The sequence below is a fragment of the Micromonospora sp. DT31 genome (genome assembly GCF_049841795.1).
Taxonomy (GTDB): domain Bacteria; phylum Actinomycetota; class Actinomycetes; order Mycobacteriales; family Micromonosporaceae; genus Micromonospora.
In genome coordinates this window covers 138,921-152,197 of sequence record NZ_JBNCKZ010000010.1, presented here as the reverse complement: position 1 = coordinate 152,197, position 13,277 = coordinate 138,921, and the positions used below count along the sequence as shown (strand labels likewise).

At 73.4% G+C, this 13,277-nt stretch carries 12 protein-coding genes and 1 riboswitch; of the genes, 4 read left to right on the top strand and 8 right to left on the bottom strand.

Features of this window, described 5'->3' with window-relative positions:
- Positions 1-187: 187 nt before the first annotated feature.
- Genes ACLQ2X_RS18630 through ACLQ2X_RS18615 form a run of 4 tightly spaced genes read right to left on the bottom strand, consistent with a single transcriptional unit; the run spans position 188 to position 3,888 of the window.
- A complete protein-coding gene (locus ACLQ2X_RS18630; RefSeq protein WP_425682306.1) occupies positions 188-733 on the bottom strand; it encodes a CinA family protein in 546 nt (181 codons plus the stop codon).
- Positions 734-783: 50 nt separating this feature from the next.
- Positions 784-1,365, bottom strand: a complete 582-nt coding sequence (pgsA, locus tag ACLQ2X_RS18625) for a CDP-diacylglycerol--glycerol-3-phosphate 3-phosphatidyltransferase (RefSeq protein ID WP_425682305.1) — start codon at positions 1,363-1,365, stop codon at positions 784-786.
- A gap of 47 nt (positions 1,366-1,412) precedes the next feature.
- Positions 1,413-2,915, bottom strand: a complete 1,503-nt coding sequence (rimO, locus tag ACLQ2X_RS18620) for a 30S ribosomal protein S12 methylthiotransferase RimO (RefSeq protein WP_425682304.1) — start codon at positions 2,913-2,915, stop codon at positions 1,413-1,415.
- 49 nt (positions 2,916-2,964) lie between these two features.
- A complete protein-coding gene (locus ACLQ2X_RS18615; protein WP_425682303.1) occupies positions 2,965-3,888 on the bottom strand; it encodes an ornithine cyclodeaminase family protein in 924 nt (307 codons plus the stop codon).
- 101 nt (positions 3,889-3,989) lie between these two features.
- Positions 3,990-4,049, top strand: a riboswitch (guanidine-III (ykkC-III) riboswitch).
- Positions 4,050-4,104: 55 nt separating this feature from the next.
- On the opposite strand from ACLQ2X_RS18615, the gene ACLQ2X_RS18610 reads away from it, so the two are divergent.
- Positions 4,105-4,419, top strand: coding sequence for a DMT family transporter (locus ACLQ2X_RS18610; protein WP_425682302.1), 315 nt, complete (start codon positions 4,105-4,107; stop codon positions 4,417-4,419).
- 83 nt (positions 4,420-4,502) lie between these two features.
- A complete protein-coding gene (locus tag ACLQ2X_RS18605; RefSeq protein ID WP_425682301.1) occupies positions 4,503-4,745 on the top strand; it encodes a hypothetical protein in 243 nt (80 codons plus the stop codon).
- A 64-nt stretch (positions 4,746-4,809) separates the two neighbouring features.
- Here the strand turns inward: ACLQ2X_RS18605 and ACLQ2X_RS18600 are convergent, their stop codons facing one another.
- Positions 4,810-7,266 carry a DNA translocase FtsK gene (locus ACLQ2X_RS18600; protein WP_425682300.1) on the bottom strand — a complete coding sequence of 819 codons (2,457 nt, stop codon included), beginning with the start codon at positions 7,264-7,266 and terminating at the stop codon, positions 4,810-4,812.
- A 113-nt stretch (positions 7,267-7,379) separates the two neighbouring features.
- Between ACLQ2X_RS18600 and ACLQ2X_RS18595 the strand changes: the two genes are divergently transcribed.
- Both ACLQ2X_RS18595 and ACLQ2X_RS18590 read left to right on the top strand, forming a co-directional pair.
- Positions 7,380-7,859 (top strand): YbjN domain-containing protein, encoded by a 480-nt coding sequence (locus ACLQ2X_RS18595; RefSeq protein WP_425682299.1) that lies wholly within the window; start codon positions 7,380-7,382, stop codon positions 7,857-7,859.
- On the top strand, positions 7,856-9,436 hold the full coding sequence (locus ACLQ2X_RS18590) for a YbjN domain-containing protein (RefSeq protein ID WP_425682298.1): 1,581 nt from the start codon (positions 7,856-7,858) through the stop codon (positions 9,434-9,436). Before ACLQ2X_RS18595 ends, ACLQ2X_RS18590 begins: the two co-directional genes overlap by 4 nt.
- A 102-nt stretch (positions 9,437-9,538) precedes the next feature.
- Here the strand turns inward: ACLQ2X_RS18590 and ACLQ2X_RS18585 are convergent, their stop codons facing one another.
- Genes ACLQ2X_RS18585 through thyX form a run of 3 tightly spaced genes read right to left on the bottom strand, consistent with a single transcriptional unit; the run spans position 9,539 to position 12,995 of the window.
- Complete coding sequence (locus ACLQ2X_RS18585) at positions 9,539-11,227, bottom strand: ribonuclease J (protein WP_425682297.1); 1,689 nt, start codon at positions 11,225-11,227, stop codon at positions 9,539-9,541.
- A 51-nt stretch (positions 11,228-11,278) separates the two neighbouring features.
- On the bottom strand, positions 11,279-12,205 hold the full coding sequence (dapA, locus tag ACLQ2X_RS18580; RefSeq protein ID WP_425682296.1) for a 4-hydroxy-tetrahydrodipicolinate synthase: 927 nt from the start codon (positions 12,203-12,205) through the stop codon (positions 11,279-11,281).
- Positions 12,206-12,257: 52 nt separating this feature from the next.
- Positions 12,258-12,995, bottom strand: a complete 738-nt coding sequence (gene thyX / locus ACLQ2X_RS18575; RefSeq protein ID WP_425682374.1) for an FAD-dependent thymidylate synthase — start codon at positions 12,993-12,995, stop codon at positions 12,258-12,260.
- Between the last annotated feature and the right edge of the window lie 282 nt (positions 12,996-13,277).

The following is a 13,277-nucleotide window of genomic DNA, read 5'->3' as shown; positions in this document are numbered from 1 at the left end:
GGACCACCATCCCCGCCGGACGTGCCGCGCCGGATGCGGCGGACCGCCCCGGCGACCGCGGCGACCGCCGGAGCCTTCCCGCAACCGTACCCGTTGCCCGCCCGGACGACATCCCACCCCACCTGTCCAATCCTGTCGGACCGTCCGGTCCGGCGGGCCCGCGCCCGGGCCTGTCGGGCCGACGGGGTCACCGGCGGCCGGCCTGCGCCGGCTCGGCGGCGTCGGCCTCCTGCGCCGCCCGGATCCGGTCGGCGAGCAGGCGCAGCGCCTCGATCACCGCGGCGGAGCGGATGTGGTCCCGGCCGCCGTCGAGGTCGAGGCGGCGCACCTGCGTCCCGCCCGGGCCCGCGACCGCCACGTAGACCAGGCCGACCGGCTTGTCGTCCTGCGGTTCCGGCCCGGCGACGCCTGTGGTGGCCAGGCCCCAGTCGGCGCCGCACCGCTGCCGGCCGCCCTCGGCCAGGGCGGCGGCCACGTCCGGGTCGACCGGCCCGCGCTCGGCGAGCAGTTCCTCAGGTACGCCGGCGAGCGTCGCCTTGAGCTCGGTGGCGTAGACCACCAGGCCACCGCGGTACAGGGAGCTGACCCCGGCGATCTCCACGATCGCGGCGGCGAGCAGACCGCCGGTGAGCGACTCGACCGTGGCCAGCGTCTGGCCGCACTCGTGCAGCCGGTGCACCACGGCGGCCGCCGGGCTGCCGGCGGGCCGCTGATGTCTCGCGTCGGTGTTCATGCCCGCCTTTCCTTCCCGCGCCGTCGCGGCTTAGTCGTCGGCCGGCGGAGTCACCGGGCCGGGCGACGCAGTCGTACCGCCTGCGCGACGTAGTCGAACCCGGTGACCACGGTGACCACCACGGCGGCGCCCATGATCCACGGGCCGACCGGGGCCAGTGCGTCGGGCATCGGCCAGAGGTACCAGGTGATCGCGAGGATCTGCAACGCCGTCTTGATCTTGCCGCCCCGGCTGGCCGCGATCACCCCGTGCCGGATCACCCAGAAGCGTAGGGCGGTGATGCCCAACTCCCGCGCCAGGATCACCCCGGTCACCCACCAGGGCAGCCGGTCGTAGCAGGAGAGCAGCACCAGCGCCGCGCCGGTGAGCGCCTTGTCGGCGATCGGGTCCGCGACCTTGCCCAGCGGGGTGACCAGCTCGTAGCGCCGGGCGATCCAGCCGTCCACCAGATCCGTCGCCGAGGCCACCACGAAGATCACGCAGGCCGCCGTCCGCCACCCCGGATGCGTCATCCCCGACGCCACCACGGTGACCACGAACACCGGCACCAGCAGCAGGCGCGCCCCGGTCAGCAGGTTCGCCGCGTTGAGCAGCGGTACGGGAGCCACCACCGTCGACTCGGCCCCGGTCATGTCCGGCACCGCCCCCCGTGGCTTCCCCGCTCCGTCCGGACCCGCCGTCACCGTACCGCGCCGGGCGCCGCCGAGATCATTTCATCCGGCACGGCCACCAGGTCGACGCCCTCGGTGGCGGTCACCGTGGCCCGGACCAGGTCACCCGGGCGCAACGCGGCCAGGTCCACGCCGCCGGCAGCCGGGGCGACAAGGGTGGTCGAACCGTCGACCTCGGGCGCCTGGTGGGCGGCCCGGCCCTCCACCACGCCGTCGGCGATCGTGTCCACCAGCACCTCCACCGTCGCGCCGAGCCGCTCCTCGGCCCGCTGGGAGCAGAGTTCGTCGGCGAGCGCGCTGAGCCTGTCGTACCGCCGCTTGATCGTGGCGGCGGAGACCTTGCCGGGCAGCCCGACGGCCTCGGTGCCGTCCTCGTCGCTGTAGTCGAACATGCCGATCGCGTCCAGCCGGGCCTCGGTCAGGAAGCGGACCAGCTCGGCCACGTCCTGCTTCGTCTCGCCGGGGAAGCCGACGATGAAGTTGCTGCGCGCACCCGCCTGCGGGGCCAGCGCACGGGCCGAGGCGAGCAGGTCCAGGAACCGGTCGGTGGAGCCGAATCGACGCATCCGGCGCAGCACCGGCTCGCTGGAGTGCTGGAACGACAGGTCGAAGTACGCGGCCACGCCCGGCGTGGTGGCGATCACCTCGACCAGCCCCGGCCGGGTCTCGGCCGGCTGGAGGTAGCTGGCCCGCACCCGCACGATCCCGTCGACGGCGGCGAGCTGCGGCAACAGCTTCTCCAGCGCGCGGGGGTCGCCCAGGTCCTTGCCGTAGGACGTGGAGTTCTCGCTGACCAGCACCAGCTCCCGCACGCCGGTCTTGGCCAGCCACTCGGCCTCGGCCAGCAGTTCGTCCGGGGTACGCGAGACGAACGCCCCGCGGAACGCCGGGATGGCGCAGAACGCGCACCGCCTGTCGCAGCCGCTGGCCAGCTTCAGCGAGGCCACCGGGCCGGTGTCGAGCCGGTGCCGCAGCACCTGCCGCAGGTGGGCCGGGGTGTGCGCGTCGGTCTCCGGGGCGACCCGGGTCGGGGTGCCGTGCCCGGGCAGGGACACCGCCGCCGCCTGACGCTTCACCGGGGTCAGCGGGAGTAGCTCACGCCGGTCACGCGGGGTGTGCGCGTCGACCGCCTCACCGGCCAGCACCGCGTCCAGGCGGGCCGCGATGTCCGGGTAGTCGTCGAAGCTGAGCACCGCCTGCGCCTCGGGCAGGCTGTCGGCGAGTTCCCGGCCGTACCGCTCGGCCATGCACCCGGCGGCGACCACCTTGGCGCCGGTGTCGGCGGCGGCCAGCAGCGTCTGGATCGAGTCCTGCTTGGCCTTCTCGACGAACCCGCAGGTGTTCACCACCACCACGTCGGCGCCCTCGCCGTCGGTGGTCACCTGCCACCCGTCGGCGTGCAGCCGGGCGGCCAGTTCCTCCGAGTCGACCTCGTTGCGGGCGCAGCCCAGGGTCAGCAGGGCGACGCGGCGCCCGTCGGACGGTGGGGTGGAGGAGGTCGCAGACACCATCCGAGGGTACCGGGCCGTCGTGCGCCCGCCGCGCACCCGTCCGGCCCGGTCAGCGGGCGGGCGCGGCCACCCGGGCCAGGCGGTCCAGGAGGAACACCTCGGTGCCCGCCAGACCGGTCGAGCAGAACACCGAGATCTGGTCCGCGCCGGTGCGGCCGGGGACCGCGCCGGCCAGCACCGCGCCCAGGTCACGCAACCGTCCGGCGTACGGCTCGACGGCGGCGAGCATCGGCGGGACGTACGCGGCGGCCTGCCCGGGTGAGTCGGTGACCAGCAGGTCGGCGGCGTCGAGCAGGTCGGGGCCGAACTCGTGCCGGTCGGCCTGCTTGAAGCCGACCGTGTTGACGTGGGTGCCGGCGGACAGGTCGGCGGCGGCGAGCACCGGGACCGTGCTGGTGGTGGCGAGCACCACGACGTCGCGGTCGCGCACCGCGGCGGCGGCCGAGCCGACGGCCCGGGCCGGCACGTCCAGCTCGGCGCGGACCCGCGCGGCGAACGCCTCCCGCCGGGCGGCGGAGCGGCTGTGCACGGTGACCTCGCGCAGCGGCCGGACCGCCGCCGCGGCCCAGACCTGGGTCCACGCCTGCCGGCCCGAGCCCACCACGCCGAGCGTGGCGGCGTCCGCGCGGGCCAGCGCGTCCACGGCCACGCCACCGAGCCCCCCGGTACGCCGCGAGCCCAGTTCCTCGCCGACGGCGATGGCGCGCACCGCGCCTGTGGTGGCGTCGTGCAGCACGACGAGTTGTTCGCTCTGCGGGTGCCCGAACGTGTCGTACGAGCGGAAGCCGTACCACTCGCCGGTGAGGTGCCCGGCGGTGAGCACCATCCGACCCCCGCCGAGCGCGGCGGACGCCCGGGGCGGCGCGACGAGCCGGCCGGAGTGCGCGGCCAGCAGCGCGTCCCGCATGGCCGTGACGGTGAGCGGGGCGTCCACGGCGGCCGCGACGTCGTCGTCGGAGAAGAGCAGGGTCATACCCCGATCCTGCAACCTGAAGTTGACGTCAACTCCAGCGATGGTGGCGTTTCTCACCACGACGACGCGGCGACCCGCCCGGTGCTAGCGTCGGCCACGGCGGCCCGCGGACCGCCCCGGACGAGTGGTGGGCGTACCCGGTCAGGCCAAGACGCCCCGCGTGAACCGACCGCCGCCCGGCCGACCGCGCCGGGCCCGCCCGTCAGAGGTGACGTCATGGCCTGGATCGTGCTGGTGCTCTCCGGACTGCTGGAAACCGTGTGGGCGATCGCCCTGGACCGCAGCGCCGGCTTCACCCGGCCACTTCCCTCCACCGTCTTCGGCGTCTCACTCGTGGCCAGCATGGCCGGCCTGGCGTACGCGCTGCGCGACATCCCGGTCGGCACCGGTTACGCGGTATGGGTGGGTATCGGCGCGGTGGGCACCGCGCTCGTCGGCATGCTCGCCCTCGGCGAACCGGTGAACCTGCCCCGCGTCATCTGCCTGCTGCTGGTGGTGGCCGGCGTGATCGGGCTCAAACTGTTCGGCTGATCGACGATCTCCGGTTTGGACCCAGGGACGGCGGGGGTATCCGAGCTGCCGTTGACCGACACAGATCACATACGGAGGACCCCATGGCTGACATGCACGCCACCGCCCGTCCGCGCAGCAGCGCCGCCCGGATCTGCACCATCGTCGCGTTCGTCTTCGCGGTTCTCGCGATCTTCGTGTCCCCGCTGATCTTCGGCCTGCTCGGCGTGATCCTCGGCATCGTCGGCGCCGTCCTCGGCGACAAGCCGCTGGGCTGGTACGCCGCCATCGCCAGCGTCGTCGGCGCGGTGATCGGCGCCGTGCTCGTCGCCGCCCTGCTCAACTGAGCCCCGCAGCCCCGACGGCGGCTCCCACCACCACGGTGGGAGCCGCCGTCGCCCGTTTCCGGGGTCAGTCCCCGCCGCCGCGCAGGCCGGCCAGGACCTCCTCCAACTCGTCCGGCTTGACCAGCACGTCGCGGGCCTTGGAACCCTCCGAGGGGCCGACCACGCCCCGGGTCTCCATCAGGTCCATCAGCCGGCCCGCCTTGGCGAAACCGACCCGCAGCTTGCGCTGCAACATCGAGGTCGAGCCGAACTGCGAGGTGACCACCAGCTCGACCGCCTGCACCAGCAGGTCCAGGTCGTCGCCGATGTCCTCGTCGATCTTCTTCTTGCTGTCCTGCGCGGGGGCGAGCACGTCCGGGCGGAACTCCGGCTCTCGCTGGTCCTTGCAGAACTTGACCACGTCGGCGATCTCGCGCTCGGTGACCCACGCGCCCTGGATGCGCTGCGGCTTCGACGCGCCCATCGGCAGGAACAGGCCGTCGCCGCGACCGAGCAGCTTCTCCGCACCGGGCTGGTCCAGGATGACCCGGGAGTCGGCCAGCGACGAGGTGGCGAACGCCAGCCGGGACGGCACGTTCGCCTTGATCAGGCCGGTGACCACGTCGACCGAGGGCCGCTGGGTGGCCAGCACCAGGTGGATGCCGGCGGCCCGGGCCAACTGGGTGATCCGGACGATCGAGTCCTCCACGTCGCGCGGGGCGACCATCATCAGGTCGGCCAGCTCGTCCACGATCACCAGCAGGTACGGGTACGGCCGCATCTCCCGCTCACTGCCCGGCGGCGCGGTGATCTCGCCGTTGCGCACCTTGCGGTTGAAGTCGTCGATGTGCCGGACCCCGTTGGCCGCGAGGTCGTCGTACCGCATGTCCATCTCGCGCACGACCCACTCCAGCGAGTCGGCCGCCTTCTTCGGGTTGGTCACGATCGGCGTGACCAGGTGCGGGATGCCCTCGTAGCCGGTCATCTCGACCCGCTTCGGGTCGATCAGGAGCAGCCGCACCTCGTCCGGCGTGGCCCGGGTCAGGATGGACACCAGCAACGAGTTGAGGCAGGAACTCTTGCCCGCGCCGGTGGCCCCCGCGATCAGGATGTGCGGCATCTTCGCGAGGTTGGCCACCACGAAGCCGCCCTCGATGTCCTTGCCCAGCGCCGCCACCATCGGATGGTGGTCGCTGGTCGCCGCCCGCGAGCGCAGCACGTCGCCGAGCGACACGTTCTCCGGGTCGGTGTTCGGGATCTCCACGCCGACCGCGCTCTTGCCCGGGATCGGGCTGAGGATGCGTACGTCCGGCGACTTCACCGCGTACGCGATGTTGCGGGACAGCTGCGTGATCCGCTCCACCTTGACGCCCGGCCCCAGCTCCACCTCGTAGCGGGTGACGGTCGGGCCCCGGGTGAAGCCGGTGACCGCGGCGTCCACGTCGAACTGCTCGAAGACGCCGGTCAGCGCGGCGATCACCTCGTCGTTGGCCTTGCTCCGGGTCTTCGGCGCGGCGCCGCCGCTGAGCAGGTTCGCCGGCGGCAACGTGTAGTCACCGGCCAGCCCTGTCAACGCCAACTGCTCGGCGCGGGTGGGCAACGGTGAGTGCTCCGGCGGCTCGACAGGCTTGCGGTTCGCCGGCACCTTCGGCATCTTGCGCGGCAGCACGATGGTGTCCTGCAGGTCGACGCCGGCCAGCTCGTCGTCCGGGTCCAGCGGCTCCAGCGGCGGCGGGAGCCGCTTCGCCGGCCGCTTCCGGGCCGGCTTGACCGGCACCTCCACGACCTCCACCGCGTCGAGCTCCTCGTCGACGTCGGGCACGAGCCGGTCCGCGCGCAGGCCCAGCCGCTCCGGAATCCTGTTGATCGGCGTCGCGGTGACCACCAGCAGGCCGAACACCAGCAGCAGGAGCAGCAGCGGCATCGCCACCCACGCGGTCACCGCCGACTTCAACAGGTCGCCCACGCCGGCGCCGAGCAGACCACCGGCGAAGTCACGTTGCACGTCGTCGACCGGGTTCTGCCCGATGTGCAGCATCGCGGCCGTGGCCAGCAGCATCGAACCCCACCCGACCAGACCCCGGCCCCGATGCTCCGGATCGGCAGGGGTGCGCATCAACCGCCACGCGCCGACCATGAACAGCACCGGCAGCACGATGGAGATCGCGCCGACGAACAGGCGCACGGTGTCCGCCAGGTGCCGGCCCACCGGCCCCGCCCCACCGCCCCAGATGCCCACCGCGCTGAGGATGGCCAGGCCGAACAGCAGCAGGCCCCCGCCGTCGCGGCGGTGCTCCGGATCCAGGTCCCGGGTGGACGCGCCGGCGGCCCGGAACGACCAGCCGACGGTGTGCGCCAAACCCATCCACACCGCGTTGACGGCGCGGCCGACGAACGCGGCCGGGCTCGGCCCGGCCGCCGACCGCCGCCGCGCCGGTCTGCGCGCCGCGGCCTTCTTCGCCGGCTTGCGGGCGCGGTTGTTCGTGGTGCCACGCGGCGACGCGCCGCGCCGCCGGCTCGCCTGAGAGGTACGGCCCGCCATAGAGTCACGGTAACGGCGGTACGCAGCGGAACGCCGCTTTTCGGGGTCGTGTCCGCGCGTCGCAGCGCGGATCGGACCGTCGTTTGTGTTATTCGCCTCAGAAGGGATGCCCGATGGCGTCGCCGGAGATCGAGGACGGTCCGGACGGTCCCCTGGCCGGGCACCCGCAGGAACTACGCCCGTTGACCGGGGAGCTGATCGCCGCCGTGCTCACCCACCGGGGGTACGCGGTGGCCGAGGAACCCGACGGCGCGCTCGTGGGCCGCTGGGAACGGAACCTGATCTGGTTCCACCGCCGGGGCGCGGCCGGTGAACTGCTCCAGGTACGCACCGTCGTGGCATACCGCTTCGGCATCGAACAGGTGCCCGAGCTGCACGCCTTCTGCAACACCTGGAACCACGACCGGCTCTGGCCGAAGGCGTACGTGCACGTCGCCGACGACGGCACCGCGCAGGTCTGCGGCGAGGTCACCACCGACCTGGAACGCGGCGTCACCCCGCACCAGCTCGACCTGCTCGTCGACTGTGGCGTCACCACCGGCTGCCAACTCGCCGCCGCGGTCGCCGACCTGGCCGGCGGGCCGCTCCGGTGACCACCTCCCGCGACCAGGGGCTGGCCGCCGCGCTCGCCGACGCCCGGGACCGGCCCGACGACGCGCAGCGCTGCGCCGAACTGGAACGGATCGCCGGCCGGGCCGACGCCACCGACGACCCCCGGGTTGCCCTGGCGGCGCGGTTCGCGCTCGTCGAGACGTACCTGCACGGGGGCGAGCGCTGGCGGATCGTGGAGCCGGTCCGCCGGATGAGGGCCACGCTGGCCGGGCACCCGGAGCTGCTCGACGCCCGCCCCGACGAGCTGGCCCGGCTGCACCGGCACCAGCGGCAGGCCGTGGAGGCGCTGTTCGGCACCCCACGGATCGGGCTGGACCAGGTCGGGCCCCTGCTGGAGACGCTCGCCGGGGAACTGGGCGACGACGCCGGCCCGGTCGCCGAGCTGCGCTGCCGGCTCGCCGACCACCTGGGCGACGAGTCGGCCGCCCGGCAGGCGTACGAGCGGTGGTCGGCCGAAGACACCACGGTGGGCGGCTGCCCCGGCTGCGCGCCGGCGCGCCGGGCCGAACTGCTGGCCGGCTGGGGTGAGCCGGACGCCGCCCTCGGGGCGCTCGCGCCCGCGCTGACCGGTCCACCCGGCTGCACCGACCAGCCGGAACGGGCCCTCGCCGCCGGGCTGCTGCCGTGGCTGCGCACCGGCGCGGTCACCGAGGCCGCCCAGGCGCACGTACGCGCGTACCGCCGGCACCGCCGGGAACGGACCGCGTTCCCGCTGCTCGCCGCGCACCTGCGCTTCTGCGCGGTGGGCGGCTACCTGCACCGAGGGCTGGAGGTGCTGGGCGAGCAGCTGCCCCGGCTCGACCAGCCGGCCGACGACCTGTCCGCGATGGAGTTCGCCGCGGCCGGCGCGCTGCTGTGCGGGCTGGCCGCCGACGCCGGGCTCGGCGGCCGCCGGATCCACCGCCCCGGGCACGGTTCCCGGCCGGCCGCCGAGGTGGACGTGGCGACGCTCGGCGCGCAGCTCCAAGCGCTGGCCACCGCGCTGGCCGGCAGCTTCGACGCCCGCAACGGCACCGGGCACCAGTCCGGGCGGATCGCCTCCTGGCTGGCCGAACGGCCGATCGCCGCGCCGGTGCCGCTGACTGTCGAGAGCGAACTGGACCGGGAACCGGAAGCCGATCCCGCCGAACCCGGCCCGCCCGGGCCGGAGGAACCGGCGCCCCTCGACGCGACGCTGCTCGCCGCCGCGCTCGACGCCCACGGTGCGGCGTACACGGTGGAGCCGGACGGCACGCTCGTCGGCAGGTGGGGCGCGGCGACGATCCAGTTCCGCCGGCTCGGCCGGCGGGGCGAGGTGTTGCACGCGCGGATGGTGGCCGAGCGTCGACTGCCGACCGACCGGCGCGTCGAGGCGTACGCCTTCTGCAACGCCTGGAACCACGACCGGCTGTTGCCCGCCGCGTACGTGCACGAACCCGGCGACGGGACACTGGTGCTGGCCGCCGGGATCTCCACGGACCTGTCCTGCGGGGTGGCCCCGGCCCAACTGGCGGTGCTGGTGGCCGCCGCGGTCCGCACCGGGACGGCGTACGCCGACGCGGCCGACGCGCTCGCCTGAGCAGGCGGCACGGCCGGTGGCACGGGCGGCGCGCCGGGCCGTACCCGGAACGCGACGACGCCGGCCCACCGCGGACGGTGGACCGGCGTGCGGCGCCCGCTGTCAGACCTCGACGACGGTCGGGACGATCATCGGACGACGGCGGTACGCGTCGTTCACCCACCGTCCCACGGTGCGGCGGACGATCTGCTGGAGCTGGTGCGGGTCGGTGATGCCGTCCGCGGCGGCCCGGTTCAGCGCCTCGGTGACCAGCGGAATTACCGGGTTGAACGCGGCCGGGTCCTCGGAGAAGCCCTTCGCCGAGAGGGTCGGCCCGGCCACCACCTTGCCGGTGACCGAGTCGACCACCACGGTGGTCGCGATGAAACCGCCGTCGCCGAGGATCCGGCGCTCGGTGAGCAGCGACTCGCTGACGTCGCCGACGGCGAGACCGTCGACGTAGACGTACCGGCTCTTCACCCGCCCGACCAGGCTGGCCCGGCCCTCCACCAGGTCGACCACGTCGCCGTCCTCGCAGAGCACCACCCGGTCCGGCGCGACGCCGGACTCGATGCCGAGCCGGGCGTGCGCCCGCAGGTGCCGCCACTCGCCGTGCACCGGCATCAGGTTGCTCGGGCGGACGACGTTGAGCAGGTAGAGCAGCTCGCCGGCCGGGGCGTGGCCCGAGACGTGGACCTTGGCCACGTCCTTGTGCACCACCACGGCGCCGGCACGGGCCAGCCGGTTGATCACCCGGTAGACCGACGTCTCGTTGCCGGGTACCAGCGAGGACGCCAGCACCACGGTGTCGCCGGGGGCGATGGTGATGTGCCGGTGGTCGCCGCTTGCCATCCGGCCCAGCGCGCTCATCGGCTCGCCCTGCGAACCTGTGGACATCAGCACGATCTGCTCGGGCGGCAGGTTGGTGGCCTCCTCGATCCCGACCACCAGGCCGGGCGGGATGTTGAGCAGGCCCAGGTCCCGGGCGATGCCCATGTTGCGAACCATGGACCGGCCGATCAGCGCCACCTTGCGGCCGTGCTCGGCCGCGGAGTCGAAGACCTGCTGCACCCGGTGCACGTGCGAGGCGAACGAGGCGACGATGATCCGCCCCTTGGCCTTCGCGAAGATCGAGTCGAGGACCGGGCCGATCTCCCGTTCCGGGGTGACGAAGCCGGGGATCTCCGCGTTCGTGGAGTCCGACAGCAGCAGGTCGACGCCCTCGGCGCCGAGCCGGGCGAACCCGGCCAGGTCGGTGATCCGACCGTCCAGCGGAAGCTGGTCCATCTTGAAGTCGCCGGTGTGCAGCACCAGACCGGCCGGGGTGCGGATGGCCACCGCCAGCGCGTCGGGAATCGAGTGGTTCACCGCGAAGAACTCGCACTCGAACGGGCCGAGTCGTTCCCGGCCGCCCTCCCGCACGGTGAGCGTGTACGGCTGGATCCGCCGCTCGGCCAGCTTCGCCTCCACCAGGGCCAGCGTGAACTGGGAGCCGACCAGCGGAATGTCCGGTTTGTGGGCGAGCAGGTACGGCACCGCGCCGATGTGGTCCTCGTGGCCGTGGGTGAGCACGATCGCCTGCACGTCGGCCAGCCGGTCCAGGATCGGACCGAAATCGGGCAGGATCAGATCCACACCCGGCTGCTCGACGTCGGGGAAGAGCACCCCGCAGTCGACGACGAGCAGCTTGCCGTCGTACTCGAAGACGGTCATGTTCCGGCCGATGGCGCCGAGTCCGCCGAGCGGGATGATCCGCAGGCCGCCCTCCGGCAGCGGCGGGGGGAGCTCAGCCTCGATGTGCGCCTCGGTCACACGTCACCTCATTCTGCGACGCCGTCGCGCGGCGTCTGTCGTATCGTCGAATCATTCGGGCAGGGGCAGGCCCGCCGCCGCGCAGTCGGCGCGCAGCTGGACCAGTTCGTCGCCGGTCGCGTCGACCAGCGGCGGTCGCACCGGGCCGGCCGGCAGGCCCTGGGCGGTCAGCCCGGCCTTGACCAGGATCGTGCCCTGGGTGCGGAAGATACCGGTGTAGAGCGGCAGCAGCCGCCGGTGCAGCGCGAGCGCGGCGGCGTTGTCGCCGGACTCGAACGCCTCGATCATCTGCTTGGTCTGCACACCGGTGAAGTGGGTGGAGGTGCCGACCACGCCGGCCGCGCCGACCGACAGCAGTGGAAGGGTGAGCGCGTCCTCGCCGCTGTAGTAGGCCAGGTCGGTGCGGCTGAGCACCTCGGAGGTCGCGAGCACGTCGCCCTTGGCGTCCTTGACCGCGACGATCCGGCCGTGTTCGGCGAGCTTCACCAGCGTCTCGGTGGCGATCGCGACCCCGGACCGGTGCGGGATGTCGTAGAGCATCACCGGCAGGCCGGTGGCGTCCGCGACGGTGGTGAAGTGGCGCAGCAGCCCGGCCTGCGGCGGCTTGTTGTAGTAGGGCGTCACCACGAGCAGCCCGTGCGCGCCGGCCTTCTCCGCCTGCGCGGCCAGTTCGACGGTGTGCCGGGTGTCGTTGGTGCCCACTCCGGCGATGATCCGGGCCCGGTCGCCGACCGCCTCGACGACGGTGCGGATCAACGCCTCCTTCTCCTCGTCCGTGGTGGTCGGGGACTCACCCGTGGTGCCGTTGAGCACCAGCGCGTCGTTGCCCTGCTCGTCCACGAGGTGTCGGGCCAGTTGGGCGGCGCCGTCGGAGTCGAGCCCGCCGTCCGGGGCGAACGGGGTCACCATGGCCGTGATCAGTCGCCCGAACGGGCGCGAGGGGCCCCGGTTCGGCGCGGCAGGGTGGTCGTGCGTCATGTTCACAACCTAGCGGACGGCCACCGGGCGCCCGGCGGCGAAGGGCGACGAGTCACTCGGGATGCGGCGACGCCGCCACCTCGGTGCCGTCGGGCAGGGTGGAGACGACGAAGTCGGCGAAGACGTTCGGCGCGACGCCGCGCAACTGCCGGAGGCACTCCACGGCCAGCTCGCGGATCTCGACGTCGGCGTGCTCGGTGGCGCGCATCTTGATGAAGTGCCGCCAGGCCCGGTAGTTGCCTGTCACCACGATGCGCGTCTCGGTGGCGTTGGGCAGCACCGCCCGGGCCGCCTGGCGGGCCTGCTTGCGGCGCAGCGTCGGGTTGGGCTCGTCGGTGAAGCGGGCCTCCAGCCCCTCCAACAACTCGGTGTACGCCCGGACCGCCGCGTCGGTGGCCTCGACGAACTTCTTGTGCAGTTCCGGGTCGTCGGCGATCACCGACGGCGCGACCATGGCCGCGTCCCGCTCCGGCACGTACCGCTGGGACAGCTGCGAGTAGGAGAAGTGCCGGTGCCGGATCAGCTCGTGCGTGAACGACCGGGACACGCCGCTGAAGTAGAAGCTCACCGAACCGTGCTCCAGCACGCTGAGGTGGCCGACCTCAAGGATGTGCGCCAGATAGCCGGCATTCGTCGCGGTGGCCGGGTTGGGCTTCTTCCAGCTCTGGTAGCAGGCCCGACCGGCGAACTCGGCGAGCGCCTGGCCGCCCTCGGCGTCGGTGGACCACGGCACCTCGTCGGGGGCCTGGAACTGGGTCCACGCGATCAGCTTGACCTGGGGCTGCACCATCTCCGGCATTCCTGGGACTGTAGTTGGCCCCGCCGGGCGGGGGAAATCGGGCACGCGGCCGACCAGGGGCGTCGTACCCGCACGTGTCATACGTCTCGCCGCCCCCGGGTTGCCCGCTGAGCGCCTGTCGAGCTGAGTCGCCGGTGAGATCACCGGCAGGCGCGCCCGGGGCGCGCTCGCACGACACGTGCGCCGGGCACGCCCAGCCCGGCGGGGTACCGCCACGAGTGGCGCCGATGGTCGCGAGAGCATCGGCGACTCAGCTCGACAGCGTCACCGGGA

What these genes read in the sequence shown, in the direction of transcription:
- ACLQ2X_RS18600 (WP_425682300.1), bottom strand. Translation starts at nt 7,266, where the DNA reads ATGGCGGGCCGTACCTCTCAGGCGAGCCGGCGGCGCGGCGCGTCGCCG.
- ACLQ2X_RS18595 (WP_425682299.1), top strand. Translation starts at nt 7,380, where the DNA reads ATGGCGTCGCCGGAGATCGAGGACGGTCCGGACGGTCCCCTGGCCGGG.
- ACLQ2X_RS18605 (WP_425682301.1), top strand. Translation starts at nt 4,503, where the DNA reads ATGGCTGACATGCACGCCACCGCCCGTCCGCGCAGCAGCGCCGCCCGG.
- thyX (WP_425682374.1), bottom strand. Translation starts at nt 12,995, where the DNA reads ATGGTGCAGCCCCAGGTCAAGCTGATCGCGTGGACCCAGTTCCAGGCC.
- pgsA (WP_425682305.1), bottom strand. Translation starts at nt 1,365, where the DNA reads ATGACCGGGGCCGAGTCGACGGTGGTGGCTCCCGTACCGCTGCTCAAC.
- ACLQ2X_RS18630 (WP_425682306.1), bottom strand. Translation starts at nt 733, where the DNA reads ATGAACACCGACGCGAGACATCAGCGGCCCGCCGGCAGCCCGGCGGCC.
- dapA (WP_425682296.1), bottom strand. Translation starts at nt 12,205, where the DNA reads ATGACGCACGACCACCCTGCCGCGCCGAACCGGGGCCCCTCGCGCCCG.
- ACLQ2X_RS18610 (WP_425682302.1), top strand. Translation starts at nt 4,105, where the DNA reads ATGGCCTGGATCGTGCTGGTGCTCTCCGGACTGCTGGAAACCGTGTGG.
- ACLQ2X_RS18615 (WP_425682303.1), bottom strand. Translation starts at nt 3,888, where the DNA reads ATGACCCTGCTCTTCTCCGACGACGACGTCGCGGCCGCCGTGGACGCC.
- rimO (WP_425682304.1), bottom strand. Translation starts at nt 2,915, where the DNA reads ATGGTGTCTGCGACCTCCTCCACCCCACCGTCCGACGGGCGCCGCGTC.